The following is a 16232-nucleotide window of genomic DNA, read 5'->3' on the forward strand; positions in this document are numbered from 1 at the left end:
AGCGGTTTGGCTGTGTTTACTAAATCGTTTTTAGCTAATTAGTAGACAATGATGTCTCCAAATCAATTTTTTAGACATTATAATAGGGTATGTACAACTGCGCCATTTATTGATAAATAAAACTAAGTTTTACGCTGGGATGATATTCGTTAATAGTTAATGCTCAAATGGAACGAATTGTAGTTATAGGAAACAGCGGCTCTGGTAAGTCCTTCTTATCAGGAGAAATTGCCAAAGCAAATGGGAATAAACTAATTTCCCTAGATGATTTATTCTGGGAGCCAGAAGGATTCAATACCAAAAGGCCCAAAGAAATAGTTAGAAGAGATATTGAACGTCTTAAAGTAAAGAGCAATTGGGTTGTTGAAGGAGTCTTTGGTGCATTAGCAGAAGCATTTATGCCCTATTCAGATCTTGTAATTTTTTTAGATGTTCCATGGGAAGTTTGTAAAGCAAGCATATTGTCTAGAATTAGGCAAGGCCAAACTGAAGACTCATTAAAGAGGTTGATAGACTGGTGTGCTGAGTACTACACACGAGAAAGCAAGAACTCTCACTCATTCCACTATGCGCTTTACGAATGCTTCAACGGAGATAAATTGAGATTTGAAGGTCGTACTCAAGTGAATGAATGGCTAGAAAGCATCAATAAGGCAAGAAGCCACCTTGCCGGATGCTAAGGGGCATAAGCTCTGCAATGAAGCTGGATTTCGCGCTAGAGTGGAGTTCACTCGTATTTATAAGATAAAAGGGTCATAGGTAGTAAAGTATGGAACTTGTATTTTGGGCTTTCGTAATACATCTGCTTCTGGGGTTTAGCTTTTGCTCGTGGATCGCACGCAGACGAAGCACTTCCCCAACAAAGTGTACTGGTCTAATGCCATCGGACACTTAAGAGGATTGGCAACTTGAAAGCAGCGAAAATTTTAGGGCTTACAGTGCTGGTTTTACCATCGCTATGTGGCGCCTTTTTTTTAATACCAATTTTCGTATTGCAAATTCACTTAAGTGGAGCGTGTCAGGAAATAGCAGCAATAGCTAGAGATGAGCAAGCAGTTGCCTATTTAGATAATTGGGTTTCCAAGAATATTTTAAATCAGGGTTATACTTTCGTATTTGGCATGCACGGTAGAGTTTGGGTTCGTGAAGCCGATCAATATGTAAATATCACCCAGCTGCCCGAAGAATCGATATCTAGAATTCCAAATGAGTATTTAAGGCTCGAAATTGTAACAGTCAGTGGTGACCGTGACCAACCAATTACCAGTACCAATGTTGGTCAAATTGCAATTGGGTATGGGAGAAATCAAATCATCCTACTTAAAAACGGTAAATCTCTTTTAAGCTATCGAAGTGATGATGAGGGCTCAGGGCATTTACTTCGTATCAATGAAGCAGTGTATGCATATTGTGCGGATGCAAGGTTTTAGAAGCAATTAACTCAGCTCTCTACCCACCTTGCTGTATACCACTAAACATAAGGTCTACAGTGATGTTAGGTTTACGTCAGAGTAGCGTTTATTAGTAGTTATGTGAACACAAAAGTGACGGGATAGATCTGAATGAAGTGTCATGGAGTTTATGTCTGTAGAGGAGTTAGAAACTCCATTCAGTATTTGTTTGAGGGTGGCCAAGAAATAATTGACTACTTTTCAAATATATCTGCATTTAAAAGTAAGTTTGAAGATGATATCGCTCAATTCGATAATCAGTATATTAGAATTGACTCACCTTAAATATTTGAGTTTTTAGAAAATGTGGATGGGGGTTATGCGGGAATGCATATAAGTACCTATTTGAAGTTGAAATCACTCTGGAGTATGTCCATAACCCCTTTAAGAGAGAATGTTTAGGGCAATTTGAAAAAATTAAATTCTACGAAGATAATCAAATTAAGCATATTTTTGAGGTAGGCTAAGAGCTACTAGCTAAAACCGTAGAGCTTACAATGAAGCTCGCTTGTGTCAATGTGACGTTCGTTAATAATTATAGCTAAGACATAATATATGGAGTATGGGTACCTAGCAGAATCATCGAAATATAAAGTCTTTTCGCTAGCTGATTACGTCTATTTGAAGAATAAGGCTAATTGCAAAAGTCATACTGAATAACGAAAATATTGCGTGGATTTATGGTGAGCCTGATTCTGCCATTATTACCTTTGATGAACGGTATGTTGTAATAGCTGGCTGTGGAATTTCCGTTTACGACATTCAGTTAAAAGAAACTACTTATTTGTTTGGTGAACCAGATTCTATTGAATGGACTGAAGGCGTTTACCTTAGTGAAAATGATGAAATTTTTCAAGTTAGGTTTAATGCATTGACTAAAACCGAAAAGCTGGTTATCAAACGTTTAAATTTGAAGTCACATAATGTCGATATCTTGAGCTGAAGCTATAATCGGGTAAGAGCTGGTACCTAAACTGCTTCATTATTGAATACCAACTCCACCAAAATAGCCGATAACCCTAACCCTGCGTATCTGCTATTTTGGTGCAAACCACATAAAGCCCAACATCTATGGGCCTTTATCAATCATTCACAAAGCTATCTACTGATAGTGCGGATAGACAGATAAAGTTTATCTATTAAAATGAATATGTCGCAGGCAAATCCAGAGCCGTAAGACAAAACACTTTTTGAATAATTCTGTGAATTAGCAGGTTAAGTATATCCAAAATAAGTTTGTTTTTACGCTAATTAATTTTTGCAACAGAACTATCTAAAGGAACCTTGGGTTTTCAGTTTGTGTTTCGCATCTTAACTCGCCTAAATTCAATGATGGCAGCGCCATACTTTCTTCTTGCAATGGCCAAAACTCGTTTGTTGATGTAGATGCAAAATATGACGGCGAGAGCAGTAAACCATAGAAAGCCCATGGCTTCTGTTATATCAAATTCGATATTTCTTGTGGCTAAGCCAACGATGAGAATAACCAATATGATGATCGCAGAGATCGGAAGCATCCAGATAAACAAAACAATAATTGCAGTTAGTCCATACTTTATGGATAGCAAAAGGTAAGAAAAGTAAGTCTCAAGTTTAGTTCCCCGAAGTCGAAACAGCTTGAATAACCATTTAGTCACCGTTAATTGAGAAATTGCTTCGATGAACAGATAACAAATTGAAAAAAGGAAAAACACGGTGCCCAGGTTTTCTTCATCAACAAAGATGATCCAGATAAATGATAGAGCCATTAAATGGAGGAGTACGGCCAGTACAATCCGAAACCGGGATACCTCGGCTTCCTTAACCAACTCATAGCTTTCCATTACAAGGGGGTTAATATACTGCCAGTTTTGATTGCCTTCATGTATCAGCGCAAACAAGACAGAAAGATCCAGTGCTTCGTACTGTTTAAAGATTTGTTGCTCCTTCGGAGTCCATCCAAAAACCTCATCCAGTTTGGCAAGCATCTCAGCGGGAATATTCGCTTTGTGTCGTAGCAGTCCTTGCTTAACCTCCAATTCATCATGCAGCCAAAGCAAGACGTCTCTGCTTAAGGCTCTGAATGTCGAATAGTTATTCAGGGCGTCATGATGCACAATTTCGTCAATCAGAGCTGGGTCTTGAAATTGGCCCTGTTTCCATTTATTCAACAGCGACATTACTTGTTCAAACAAGCCGCTGCCGTCTTCTTCGCGCCAATTTGCTTCTTGCGCTTTACTTTGTTCAGGCTTGGTCTCTTGTTCAGGTTCAGTGTAAGAACTGGGTTGGATTATGGTCTTAGTCTCTGGCGACCGTGTATCCTTTAGTGGCTCCGGCGGCATTTCTAATTCTGGAGTTTGAGCATGCGTTTCCAGCTGAAAACTAGGCGTTTTTTTAGTTGGACGATGGCTCTTTCTGGCTTGCTCAAATGCCTGGCGAACTTGGCTGAATTCTTCCGGATGGGTATCCGGCCGATAGGTTTTTATCAGTTGACTGTATGCGGCTTTGATATCTGCCAATGATGCATTGGGTTGAATGCCCAGAATTTGCCACCACATTTAAAACCAGATCTCCTGTTCCATAGCATTTAAGGCGTCTTTCACTTTGTCTCGGTTTTGCTCAATTGTTTTCGGATCTTGCGTGGCCAGTAATTGATTAAAGTAGTCGATGATCTCCGCCACCTGATCTCGTCTTTCGCCGATAGATTGCTCGTACAGCCGCTCTGCCTTTTCAAGAATTGCTCGATTGGCTTCATCATCTCTAGGGTGAACTTTTATTTTTTCGAGCTTTTTCAACGCTGCCTGAATTTCTTCCGGTGTGAGTTTGCCGGGAGTTTGTTCAAAAATAAGCTGTTGCGTTCGGCCATGGCCAGCTTCGACAAGAACTTCAAGAATTCCATTTGTATCATACGTAAAGCGAACATCAATAAACCGCTGTTCAGCGTTTTTGGAAAGGTGTAATTCTGCTGATCCTAAATTGATATTATTTCGGGTATATCGGCTTTCTCCCTGAAAGACATCAACCCGGATTTCAATCTGCTTCTTTTCGACAGGATAAAACCGATTGACCCGGCTAACCGGAACGGTTTGGTTCCGCTCAATAATCGGTTCAAAGTACGGATTTTCCAGCTCCGATTCATTATGCACAGCAATGCCCATGGAGTAGGGCATCACGTCCGTCATGACCACTTCCTCCAGGCCTTCGCTTCTAGCTAACAATCCTGCTTGTATCGCCGCACCCAGCGCTACCACATGGTCTGGGTTTTCGGAAGAGCGAGGAAATCGTTTGAACAAACGAGTGACAAATCCGTGGAAAATCGGCATGCGAGTGGAGCCGCCGATAAAAACAATGTCGTCAAGCTCTTCTGGTTCGATTTCCGCATCCTGTATCGCTTTAACAATCGGCGCTCGAATACGATTTATTAGCGGTGTCGCCAGTGACTCAAACATTGATGACAGTAGCTTTAGTGTGGTGTCTTCATCGATTTGAATCGAAGTGTTATCGGCCTTGGAAAGACTCCGCTTGGCAGACTCCGCCATTTGATAAAGACGGGAGGGAGTAGGAGACTTAACTTTTAGTTCGTTGCACTGTTTGGTGATCCAGTCTGCAATCACCTGAGTAAAATCTTCGCCCCCCAGATAATTGTCTCCCGCACTGGCTCTGACTTCGAGTATGCCATTGAAATATTCAAGAATGGACACATCAAAGGTTCCGCCTCCTAAATCTAAGACCAGATATTTACGGTCATCGGATTGATCTTTCAATCCGTACACCAGGGAAGCAGCCGTTGGTTCATTGATCAGTTTTACCTCAGTAAAACCAGCAAGTTTTGCAGCGTTCTGCGTCGCTACCCGTTGGGTGTCATTGAAGTAGGCAGGTACACTGATGACTGCCTGATCGATCTGTTGGTTTAGGGCGTTCTCAGCATCGGCCTTGAGGCTTTTTAAAATCAGGCAGGATAATTCTTCAAAGCGCAGCGTTTGTTTGCCGAGCTTCCAGATTTTACTAGTGCCAGCCATGCGCTTAAATGCATGGACAGTTTCCGATGCATGGCTGATTAACCTCTCCCTAGCACTAGCTCCAATGAGAAAGTTGCCATTTGAGTCAACACTGACAATTGACGGTGTTAAGTAATCGCCATGTACATTTTGAATGAGTTTTGCTTCGCCATTTTCACACACGGCGATAAGGCTGTGCGTTGTTCCCAGGTCTATGCCGATATCTGCCATATTGAATCCGCCTTTATGTAACTCACTGTTAGTATTTTAGTAAGCGGAAAGCAATGAGAGGTACTTTAAATCAGTCGACCAGTATAAAATCACTCGCTAATAGATGGCGAGCTTAAAACTGAAGGTCAATACAGAGAAAAGCCAAGTGGTGAAAATACCACAAAGCCAATTATTAGGCTTTTGTTTTAAGTCGGAAAAGGTCCAGTGGCATGCGAAAAAAGTACTGCACAAATTTAAACAAGCCATACGTACACAAGGAAGAGGACACCCATGATTTGATTTTTATCAAAAAGTGGATGCCTCCTGCTGTTTATTATGCTTCTGTTAATGCGTTGAACGGGTCATTTTATCTAACATGCCCATGCCAAAAGCTGAAAGAACAAACGTCAGGTGGATGATTACATACATCAATAATTTTTCGTTTTGTATATTTTCAGCATCTACAAAAACCCTCAGCAGATGAATAGAAGAAATCGCGACAATCGATGCAGCCACCTTATTTTTAAGCGTGCCAGCATCCATTTTACCTAGCCAATTTAGTTTTTCGGTACCCTCTTTAATATCCAATTTTGAAACGAAGTTTTCGTATCCACTGAACATTACCATCACCAAAAGGCCACCGACCAAAGCCATATCGATTAAAGATAATATAACCAGAACAAGATCCGATTCTTTCATTTCAAGCAGCGCCGGAACAACATGGATTATCTCTTGCACCAGTTTAATACCCAGCGCCATCAAGGCTAAACTCAAGGCCAAATAAATAGGTGCCAAAATCCAACGGGAGGCGTACATTAAATTCTCAACCCAACGTTCCACTATGTGCATATTTGCCTTCCTCAAGTTTTTTTAGCTTTGCCTCTCAGTACACAAACGACCAATACAGCCCTGGCAGTGCGGGCCATTGAAAGGGCAGGCTATCTCGCCCCCCGACCTGGTTGACCCCACACTTAGACAGGCGTTCAACATCCTAAGATGTTTTAAGCAATGGGTCCAGAGAAGAGTGCTCAGGTCAAGCCCAACCGGATACTTTACCTTGCAAACTTCGTATAGCCTATTTTGTAAATAGACGGCAGATTGAGTTTATTACACCAATATTTCTGGCAATCCAACTAAGACGAAAGTACAGATAAAGCTTCTTGATTGAGCCTACGGTAATCAAAGAATCATATGCAGCAGGATATAAAGCAGTTCGCCGCAAAAAAACAGTGTGATTTGCTATTCTTTACAGAGGTTTAGATGCAGAGTAGTTCATTATGGCTGAAGTTACTGGAAGCAAAGAAATAACCTCAGAAGATCGTGAGTCTGCCAAAGAGATATTGAATCATGTCTACAACGGTACATTGACAGTTACTTATGCAAATGACCAGCTTGTCGTTATTGCAGCAAAAATCGTACATGAAAGTGGTGAATGTAGTAACTCTATGAATATGGTTAATATTGTTTTTAGCCTATTCGCTGGCAATGTCCAAGGCAAAGTTAATATGCTGAAGGTATTGCGAGAAGGTGGGAAAGCATTAAGACGAAATGGCAAATTTTACTCGTCATGCATTGATGCAGTTAAACTCAAGTATCGTCGTGATGTTGAGATGAATAATATATAAGTCATCGACTTAAACGTCGGATACTCTTAAAAATTGGCATAATATCGATTTCTCTTGAAACAGAGAAATCACCCATATATTTTGATTTTTCAGTTGTTGTAAAAAAGATAACTGTACTTGAAGTATCATCGCTATCCATCATAAAAATTATTAATCCATCTTTTTTTAGTTCTTTAACTCTGTTGGATTTTATACTTTTTGAGGCATCCATAACTTTCATCACGTACTCAGCAACTGTTACGTTTTCTTCTGCAGCCTCTTTGCTTTTATCTTCGTAGGCAGAAACCCAGTTGAAGTTTTTACCTTTAAAAAAGATGCTCCCCCCTTTACTCCCGCTACTCCCCCTGAGAAATTCAGCATTCTCAAGATCAATTGGAAAGTCAGCTAGCCAACCTGGAAAAATGATCACTGGAATCGTATTGGGCTGTTTCGCCGTGACATGACTACAGCCCACTAACCATAAAGCAAGGAAGAGAAAACTAAAGTGATTTTTTTTATACATCTAGCTAAAAGCCTCATTTATGGCTAAAACATGTACTACCCAATATAGCTTGAAATGAGTATTTGCGATAACTGCTTTATGTTCCGCGTGAAACATTGCGGTGAAACGGTTATTAAACTGTCATCCGCCCTCGAAGGGCGGAATATTATGCGCAAAATTAACGCCACCATTCTTTTGGTCTTACATTGCCCAGCCACTCTGAACGCATTAACTCTTTGAACTCAGAAAACTCCATATCACTATCTGGGTAATAATGCCCAATACCTGTACCTTCGTTATCAATATAATCAAAATACTCATAATGACTTCTATTACTTTGGTTATAAAGATAACACTGTATTGTCATACAAGTAGGGCCATTCTCATTGATGTTCTTCAGCTGATGAATTTGATTCAACCCAGGTGATATCCACGTTACATCATCTTTCACTAAGATTTTTTGTGCGAATGGTTGCTGATGATTAATAGACAGCATTGCATAAAGGTTAACGCCTATTTCACCATGCAATACACGAATAATCGCATTGGCACCTGCATGGTTATGAATAGGGGAGTAATGTCCAGCAGGCCAAATTTCTAGAACATATGGAATGCCTGGACTCCAGCCTTGGTTTACGCCTAATGTAATTCTTAGGTAAGTTGCTTTGATGTCTCCCTCACCGCCAAACTCGCTCTTTTTTTCCTCAAGTTTTTTATAGCACCACCCATTAGGGTTACGAATACTAGCTTCAATAGCATCGGTAAAATCAGGAAAGTCAGGCGTATTAAGTACAAAACTTTTACCAACAACATTTGAATACAGCTCCTGGCACTCTTGAGATAGCGCGTTTGGTACCACAGCCCGATATTCTGCTGCATCCATCATTGTGAACTTATCTGTTGGTAAAACAATAAGCGGAGGCTCAGCAGTGACAGGATCTTTCCACACGGTCACTTCTGAAGGGCTACTGACGTTGTACTTTGATAAATCATTCATCCAGAACTTTGAGGGGTCGCCACCATCATCAGGAAAAACATACTCAAGCAATGTAGTCAGACTTCGCATCTCCCCTTTCCCATAGTGAATAGCGCGGTTTTGGCCAAAAAAGCTAAACCAGTAAGTAGCTCCTTTGTCTTCATCAAGGCCAATCGCTAAGCCCGAGCGCTCCTCCAATAGTGTTTCTGTGCCACCTTCAAGCTCATAGAGTTTAACGCCTTCCTCTAGTACGACTAGACGTATACCTTGCTCAAGGGTTTCATTCGTCACAACATCAATTGAAAATGGAGTGCGTTCTTTCAAGACTACAGAAACAACTCCCTGACCATTAACGATTAACGTACCAAAGGAAGAAATTACAGTACGGTTTTGACTATCGGTATACGTCTGCTGTTTCCCCCCCTCTTGTTGTAATACTTTTTTTATTGGACTCTCTAATAACGTTTTTAAAGCCTCGTCCATGATAAGCTCCTCATCAAACCTTCTAAGTTGTATTTTTATAAAGTTATTTGTTATGTACTGGCGGTGTAATAAATGAATAGTTGAGAATAATTTAAGGGTCAACAAGGATAGAAAAATTCTAACAATAGGCTTGATCGCCTAATTATTGAGTGGTCCATCAGGTTATCCATTGACAACTCTAGATCTTTGATTTTTCTTGTAATCCGAAAAATATTATTTTTGCAATATTTCTGTAATGCAGCTCATGAGCTTATCTTTACTCAAGAACTGTACAGTTTTAAGCTATTGGGGAAAATGTTTTCTTTGCATTGTCTTACGCAAAAAAATCGTCAATATATACCCTTCACAAATCATTTTTAGGTTTGTATTAGAGTGGCGTTCATTAATAGTAAGGTAGCAAGTTAGTGCAATCAGAAAATTATAAACCTAGTCTCGATGAAGTGTTGAATGCATTACGTGACTCTTGGTCTTTAGAAAGTACAGAAGAACCTGAAAATTGGGAGCCATCAAACCCAAGTCGAGGGCAATGCGGCATTTCTTCTCTAATCATAAATGACTATTTCGGTGGCCAATTAGTTCTTTGGAAGGTTTTCGTTGGTGAAGAACAAGTTGGTTTTCACTACTCCAATGAATTACCAGACGGTACGTGGATTGACTCTACTAGAGACCAATTCTGGGAAAATGAAATGCTTAGAGATCCTGAGGTTTTTACGAGGCCAAATACACCACCTAAGAATGGTGCTGATCGCTATGCAGAGCTATCAAAACTCGTTAATAAAAAAATAGAAGGCTATGCTTTGGGTGTTAATGCCATTTCCTAATAGGCTCAGAGCAGCTCCCTAGCCAGCCACACTCTGGAATACTGCTTCCACAAAATAGCCAAAGCATTTTTTTCAAAGCCACTTAAAACTATTTTAAAAATAATTTCATCAATATTTTCTTTGGATTTATCTTTATTTTTGAACTACAAAAGTCTGAATTTCATTGGCAAATCCCAAACCCGCTTCTTTATAAATATTGAAGGTATGCTCTACGCCAATTGCTTTTAAATCATCTTCCTCATCGGGGTATTTTGCTGTTGCGGCAATATTACCAAGGTACCCCATTTCTTTGAGGCGTAATGCAGCATTCATATTGGCTTTATGTGTTGGCAAAGTCAGTAATACCCATTCCAACCCATCCAGCAATTCAGGCACCCTAGTCCAAAAATCAGGATTGGTCGCATCACCACTTACCACATTTAGCCCTGATGCCCTGTGGCGTAATGTCTTATCCTGATCAATCTCAACACCCACTAAATGGCCTTCGTAGTCACAATGCATAGCATTATATGCAGCTGTCCCCATGCGTCCCATACCAAACACGACGACCTTGATATAACCAAGATCCAAATTCTCTTCTCCTAATAAACGCCTTGGTCGCTCGAACCTCTTCAGCTTTGGCCGCCATAAGTGATACAGGCTATCCCGAATATTCACTAAGTGGGCTGATAAAATAAAAGAAAAGGTCAGTACAATCGCAAACACTGCCAACCATTCATTTGATAACCATCCCGTTGAAGCTGCAATGGCTCCAACAATCAAACCAAACTCACTATAGTTCGCTAAGTTTAAGGATGTCCGCCATGAGGTACTGGATCGCAAACTAAATAAGTTGAATAGACCAAAATACAGCGCAACTTTTAATGGTAAGAAAAGGATCAGTAATAGTGCGATCAATATCTCGACCCAGCCTGGCATTGCTGTCATTCCCACGCTAAGAAAAAATCCCACCAAGAATAATTCCTTGAAACCCAGCAGTGCCTTTGACAACTCATTGGACTTAGGATGATTGGCAATGAGCATACCCAGTACAAGCGCCCCAACATCTTCTTTTATACCTACCAGCTCAAAGATATCAGCTCCTAACAGCGCCAGCGTGATGCCAAATAAGATAAGTAACTCGCCATGTCCAACCCTATTGAGTAACTGGTAAAGTAGAAACCGCAAAGGAATAAGAGCAAGCAAGGCTAAAGCCCAAGGAGATGGAAGCTTACCCATCGACAAAGCTATGAATACAACCGCAGCAATATCTTGCACCACCAGCACACCAATTGCGATTTGGCCATTTTTTGCGTTAGCTGCACCAAGCTCATCAAGTATCTTTACGGCAAAAACGGTACTGGAAAACGACATGGCAAAACCAATCAATAATGCAGACTCCAAATCCAAACCAGATAGGAGTGGAATGCTGGAATAGGATAGTAGCAGTATCATTGCCCCAACAAGTAACGTTACTATCGTCATGTGTAGCGATGCGACACCCCAAACCTCTGGTCTCACCAGTGCTTTCAACTTAAGCTTGAGTCCAACAGAAAACAGTAAGAGGGTAATACCAAGATCAGCCATTGCATTAAGGAACTCCCCACCCTCAGCACCCAACACATTGAGTATAAAACCAGCAGCAAGAAAGCCTATAAGAGGGGGTAACCCCAACATCTTAATTATTAATCCACAGAGAAAAGCGATAGCTATCCAGAGCGGGTCACTATAATGAATGGAGAGTAATTGTGGATCCATGAGTTACCTAAGCGATAATGAATATTTCAGATATACACTTGCGCCAACATGACAGGCATAAAAGAGACTCCTACTTTAAGCTTACCTGTTTTTACTCCCGCATATAACCGACTATGTAATATTAATTAACCCTTTTACTGAAGTATTGTTTGCGGTGTATTTGCCAAGTTTCAACCAGCTTTTCCCCAGTAAGTGACTGTCTCAAAATTCGAGAAACCTGAACTATTGAGAGAATTATAAATAATGACCAGCAAAGTCTTATTCAAACAAGCTTAGCACTCACTGTTGCCATAAAAAAACTGGGGCATCGCCATATATATCCTTAACCAATCAATTAAATAAAGCGTTTTTGAATGAGGTTTTATTTCTGTCTGTTAAAACACCGTCTGGCGGTCAACCTTCACAAAATAATCCTTCAGATAATCAATCAACAGTCGTAGTTTTTTTGAATTAGCACTGCCTGGTGGAAAAACGCCATAAACATTAATATCACTCAGTTGATAGTCCTCTAATACCTGCTCAAGTGTGCCAGCCTGGATTTTTGGCCTGGCATCGTAAACGGGAATGCGCCCTAAGCCATGGCCACCCTCGATAAAAGCAGTGCGTGCTGCGGCGTTATTGGTGGTAATACTGCCCTTCACAGCAACGCTGTATGACCTGCAGCCTTTGCTTAATTTGATAGCACCAGAGGTGAGTTTATAAATTACCCAGTCATGTTGTTCCAGCTCAGCAGGTGTACTTGGGCGCCCATGCTTTTTGAGGTAATCAGGTGATCCGCACAGACAGGTGGCTAAAGTGGAAAGTTTACTGGCCTGAAGTCCTGAATCAGGCAAAGGTGCCCCCCGAATGGCAAGGTCGATACCTTCTTGTATGATATTAACGACTTCATCTGTCAGCATAACATCCAGTTCAATTTTGGGATAAAGACGACGGAAGTCGTTTAATGCTGGCACAATCATCTGTAAACCAACATTCACTGGACAGGTTATTTTTAATAAGCCTTCAGGTTCACTTTTCAGGTTCTCTATCTGCTGATTTGCAGTGGCCGCCTGCTCAGCAATGATTCGGCAAGACTGATAGTATTCACTGCCAGCTTCAGTCAGTGCAATGGAGCGGGTAGAGCGATTAAGTAATTTCACCCCCAGTTGCGATTCCAGTTTTTTGATGTGATAGCTGACAACTGCTCGCGATAAACCAATGTGCTTAGCTGCAGCGGTCAGGCTACCTTGCTCAACGACTTGAGCAAAAACCACCATGCTTTTGAGTTGTTCAAAATTTAATGTCATAGCCTAATTGTATCAATTTTTTGACTAATGAAGTCTAATTTTTCCATATTGTTAGAAATAGATTGCAGCCATACACTGTCATCAATTGTTGATTGAGGAGATAGAAAAGTGACTGGCTCAAATGTAAAAAGAGTATTAATGGTCCTAACATCCCATTCAGAGTTAGGCAATACAGGTGAAAAAACAGGCTTCTGGGTAGAAGAGTTTGCTGCACCTTACTACACCTTGGTTGATGCAGGAGTGCAGGTAACACTCGCTTCTCCTTTTGGAGGGCAACCACCCATTGACCCAAAGAGCGAACAGCCTGACTTCCAAACAGCTTCGACGCTGCGTTTTAACGACGATACGAAATTACAGGCCTTGCTGGCAAACACTCTGAAACTGTCCGACGTTAAGCCTGAAGATTATGACGCCGTGTTTTATCCCGGAGGGCATGGACCTCTTTGGGATTTAACTGAAGATAGCCACTCCATTGCCCTAATCGAAGGATTTTTAGCTTCCAAAAAACCTGTCGCAGCAGTATGTCATGCACCCGCAGTACTTTTGAATGCTAAAGACGGTCAAGGTAACTATGTGGTTAAAGGCAAAGCAGTGACAGGTTTTAGTAACAGCGAAGAAGAAGCTGTGCAATTAACGACTGTTGTCCCCTTTTTACTGGAAGACGAGTTAAAAAATCGTGGCGCTGACTTTCAAAAAGTAGCTGACTGGAATGCTTTTGCCGTACAAGACGGTTTGCTGATCACCGGCCAAAATCCAGCAAGTTCGGAACTCGTAGCTGATAAATTACTTACTGCACTTGATGTATAAAAAGGAATATGTGTGATGTTGAATTTTAGTTTTCAAAATACAACCCAAATCCACTTTGGTGAAGGGCAAATTAAAACCATTAGGCAGGCAATACCAGCATCAGCAAGAGTATTAGTTACTTATGGTGGCGGCTCTATCAAATCTAATGGTGTTTATGAGCAAGTGGCCGAAGCACTGAGTGAGCATACCTGGTTTGAATTCTCAGGCATTGAGCCGAACCCAAGTTATGACACTTTAATCAAAGCTCTGGATTTAATCCAACAACATAACATTGACTTCCTGCTGGCCGTTGGTGGGGGGTCCGTTATTGATGGTACCAAGTTTATTGCGGCGGCGGCGTTGTATAACAGTGATGACCCCTGGGAGTTTGTCGCCAGTGGGCAGGTTATAGAGCAGGCTCTGCCAATAGGATGTGTACTGACGCTACCTGCCACGGGCTCTGAAACCAATGTTGGCTCAGTAGTGACTCGTGATGGTGCTAAGCTGGCGTTCCATAGCCCCTTAATACGTCCCTTATTTGCAGTGCTAGACCCACTTGTTACTTTATCACTCTCTGACCGCCAAATTAGTAACGGGGTCGTCGATGCATTTGTTCATGTCATGGAGCAATATTTAACCTACAACGTAAATGGAAAAGTACAGGATCGGTTTGCTGAAGGGCTGCTACTTACACTTATTGAAGAAGGACCAAAAGCGCTGGCACTGGAAACCAAAAATGATCTTGAAGTCCGTGGCAACATTATGTGGGCTGCCACCATGGCACTTAATGGTTTGATAGGTGCAGGAGTACCTCAAGACTGGTCGACACACATGATTGGTCATGAAATCACTGCTGCTTATAGCGTTGATCATGCGCGAACCCTGTCGGTTGTTTTACCCGCTGTAATGAAAATCTGTAAAGATGCTAAACGCGAAAAGCTCTTGCAGTATGCTGAACGCATATGGAATCTGACAGAGGGCGATGATGAGATCCGCATCCACAAAGCCATCGAGTTAACAGAGCAGTTTTTCGAAGTCATGCAAGTGCCTGTGCGTTTATCGCAAATCGACATCGCTGAAATGAGTATTGACACTCTCGTCGAACAGCTAACCCAACATGACATGACTCAGTTGGGTGAACACGGCGCAATCACACCTGAGGTTAGTCGCAATATTTTAACTGCCGCCTTGTAATGATAGGGAAATAACAAATGACAAAATTCAAGCCACAAAATGGAACGATTAATCGCCAGTGGGTTTTAGCTTCTCGACCTGTAGGTGCACCTGCGCTGAGTAACTTCAACTTTTTAGAAAGCGAGAAGCCAACACCTAAGCAAGGAGAGCTCCTATTACGGACGGTGTATTTATCACTGGACCCCTATATGCGTGGCCGTATGAGCGATGCCAAGTCCTATGCTGAACCTGTTGCAATCAATGAGGTTATGGTGGGTGGTACTGTGTGCCGCGTGGAAGTATCTCATCACCCAGATTATGAAGTGGGTGAGTGGGTGGTTGCCTACTCTGGCTGGCAAGACTACTCGATTTCTGACGGCAGCGGTCTGCTGAAGCTGGGAAAAGCACCCATGAAGCCTTCTTACGCGCTGGGCGTAATGGGAATGCCCGGTTTAACCGCTTATATGGGTTTGCTGGATATTGGCCAGCCAAAGGCAGGTGAAACCGTTGTTGTTGCCGCAGCTACTGGGGCTGTTGGTAGTCTGGTGGGACAAATTGCTAAGTTGAAAGGCTGTAAAGTCGTCGGTATTGCCGGTGGTGAAGAAAAATGTCACTCAGCTGTTGAAGATTTGGGCTTTGATGCCTGTATCGATCATAAAGCCCCTGACTTTGCTGAGCAGTTGGCCAAAGCATGTGACAAAGGCATTGATGTGTATTTCGAGAACGTAGGCGGTAAAGTCTTTGATGCAGTATTGCCATTACTCAACCCAAGTGCACGTGTTCCCTTATGTGGTTTGATATCACAATATAACGCAACAGAGCTACCTAAAGGCCCTGACCGTATACCGATGTTAATGGGTACCTTGCTAGTAAAGCGGATTAAAATGCAGGGTTTTATTGTCTTTGATGACTATGGCCATCGTTACAACGAATTCAGCCAGGACATGATGCAATGGCTGCAAGATGGAAAAATCACTTATCGTGAGGATCTGGTCAATGGACTGGAAAACGCTGTTGAGTCTTTTATTGGCCTGTTAGAAGGGAAAAATTTTGGCAAGCTGGTCATCCAGGTCGGCCCAGACGAGCTATAAAAGCGCCTGAAACCCCAATAAAAAGGGGCTTATTTAAAATACTTTTTAGTGTAGTACAGGTATTGTTTGAAGGTTGCTTATTTAAAAGCTCCCTATTTAAAAGCCCCTTATTTACAAACCCCTTTATAAAACTCA

15 protein-coding genes are annotated in these 16232 nt (G+C 41.6%); 8 read left to right on the forward strand and 7 right to left on the reverse strand.

The window, feature by feature from the left end:
* Positions 1–167 precede the first annotated feature (167 nt).
* The 3 genes from KHS79_RS13380 to KHS79_RS13390 all read left to right on the forward strand — a co-directional run bounded on the left by KHS79_RS13380 (position 168) and on the right by KHS79_RS13390 (position 1736).
* The gene (locus KHS79_RS13380) at positions 168–680 is read left to right on the forward strand and encodes a P-loop NTPase family protein (RefSeq protein WP_212719721.1); all 513 of its coding nucleotides are present in this window, start codon (positions 168–170) and stop codon (positions 678–680) included.
* 228 nt (positions 681–908) lie between these two features.
* Positions 909–1430: a hypothetical protein gene (locus tag KHS79_RS13385; RefSeq protein ID WP_212719723.1), complete on the forward strand. Its 522-nt coding sequence runs from the start codon at positions 909–911 to the stop codon at positions 1428–1430.
* A 132-nt stretch (positions 1431–1562) separates the two neighbouring features.
* Complete coding sequence (locus KHS79_RS13390; protein WP_212719725.1) at positions 1563–1736, forward strand: hypothetical protein; 174 nt, start codon at positions 1563–1565, stop codon at positions 1734–1736.
* Positions 1737–2743: 1007 nt separating this feature from the next.
* On the opposite strand, the gene KHS79_RS13395 is transcribed toward KHS79_RS13390, so the two are convergent.
* The 3 genes from KHS79_RS13395 to KHS79_RS13405 form a co-directional block, all read right to left on the reverse strand.
* Positions 2744–3988, reverse strand: coding sequence for a J domain-containing protein (locus KHS79_RS13395; RefSeq protein ID WP_212719727.1), 1245 nt, complete (start codon positions 3986–3988; stop codon positions 2744–2746).
* A complete protein-coding gene (locus KHS79_RS13400; RefSeq protein WP_212719729.1) occupies positions 3989–5659 on the reverse strand; it encodes an Hsp70 family protein in 1671 nt (556 codons plus the stop codon).
* A 324-nt stretch (positions 5660–5983) separates the two neighbouring features.
* A complete protein-coding gene (locus tag KHS79_RS13405; protein WP_230413434.1) occupies positions 5984–6487 on the reverse strand; it encodes a TIGR00645 family protein in 504 nt (167 codons plus the stop codon).
* 428 nt (positions 6488–6915) lie between these two features.
* Here KHS79_RS13405 and KHS79_RS13410 point away from each other — a divergent pair, with 428 nt between their 5' ends.
* Positions 6916–7263: a hypothetical protein gene (locus tag KHS79_RS13410; RefSeq protein ID WP_212719731.1), complete on the forward strand. Its 348-nt coding sequence runs from the start codon at positions 6916–6918 to the stop codon at positions 7261–7263.
* A 1-nt stretch (position 7264) separates the two neighbouring features.
* Here the strand turns inward: KHS79_RS13410 and KHS79_RS13415 are convergent, their stop codons facing one another.
* Both KHS79_RS13415 and KHS79_RS13420 read right to left on the reverse strand, forming a co-directional pair.
* Positions 7265–7765 (reverse strand): hypothetical protein, encoded by a 501-nt coding sequence (locus tag KHS79_RS13415; protein WP_212719733.1) that lies wholly within the window; start codon positions 7763–7765, stop codon positions 7265–7267.
* 157 nt (positions 7766–7922) lie between these two features.
* Complete coding sequence (locus KHS79_RS13420) at positions 7923–9203, reverse strand: cysteine dioxygenase (protein WP_212719735.1); 1281 nt, start codon at positions 9201–9203, stop codon at positions 7923–7925.
* Between the two features lie 404 nt (positions 9204–9607).
* Between KHS79_RS13420 and KHS79_RS13425 the strand changes: the two genes are divergently transcribed.
* Entirely contained in the window at positions 9608–10024 is a 417-nt protein-coding gene (locus KHS79_RS13425; RefSeq protein WP_212719737.1) for a YunG family protein, read from the forward strand.
* 132 nt (positions 10025–10156) lie between these two features.
* On the opposite strand, the gene KHS79_RS13430 is transcribed toward KHS79_RS13425, so the two are convergent.
* Together KHS79_RS13430 and KHS79_RS13435 are read right to left on the reverse strand one after the other, a co-directional pair.
* Positions 10157–11761 (reverse strand): cation:proton antiporter family protein, encoded by a 1605-nt coding sequence (locus KHS79_RS13430; protein ID WP_094789138.1) that lies wholly within the window; start codon positions 11759–11761, stop codon positions 10157–10159.
* Positions 11762–12135: 374 nt separating this feature from the next.
* Complete coding sequence (locus tag KHS79_RS13435) at positions 12136–13047, reverse strand: LysR family transcriptional regulator (RefSeq protein ID WP_094789139.1); 912 nt, start codon at positions 13045–13047, stop codon at positions 12136–12138.
* A 138-nt stretch (positions 13048–13185) separates the two neighbouring features.
* Here KHS79_RS13435 and KHS79_RS13440 point away from each other — a divergent pair, with 138 nt between their 5' ends.
* The 3 genes from KHS79_RS13440 to KHS79_RS13450 are packed head-to-tail and all read left to right on the forward strand — an operon-like array spanning position 13186 to position 16097.
* A complete protein-coding gene (locus KHS79_RS13440; RefSeq protein WP_212719910.1) occupies positions 13186–13854 on the forward strand; it encodes a type 1 glutamine amidotransferase domain-containing protein in 669 nt (222 codons plus the stop codon).
* 15 nt (positions 13855–13869) lie between these two features.
* A complete protein-coding gene (locus KHS79_RS13445; protein WP_212719739.1) occupies positions 13870–15027 on the forward strand; it encodes an iron-containing alcohol dehydrogenase in 1158 nt (385 codons plus the stop codon).
* 17 nt (positions 15028–15044) lie between these two features.
* The gene (locus KHS79_RS13450; protein WP_212719742.1) at positions 15045–16097 is read left to right on the forward strand and encodes an NADP-dependent oxidoreductase; all 1053 of its coding nucleotides are present in this window, start codon (positions 15045–15047) and stop codon (positions 16095–16097) included.
* The last annotated feature ends 135 nt before the right edge of the window (positions 16098–16232 follow it).

This window comes from Zooshikella ganghwensis (assembly GCF_018263875.1).
Classification (GTDB): Bacteria; Pseudomonadota; Gammaproteobacteria; order Pseudomonadales; family Zooshikellaceae; genus Zooshikella; species Zooshikella ganghwensis.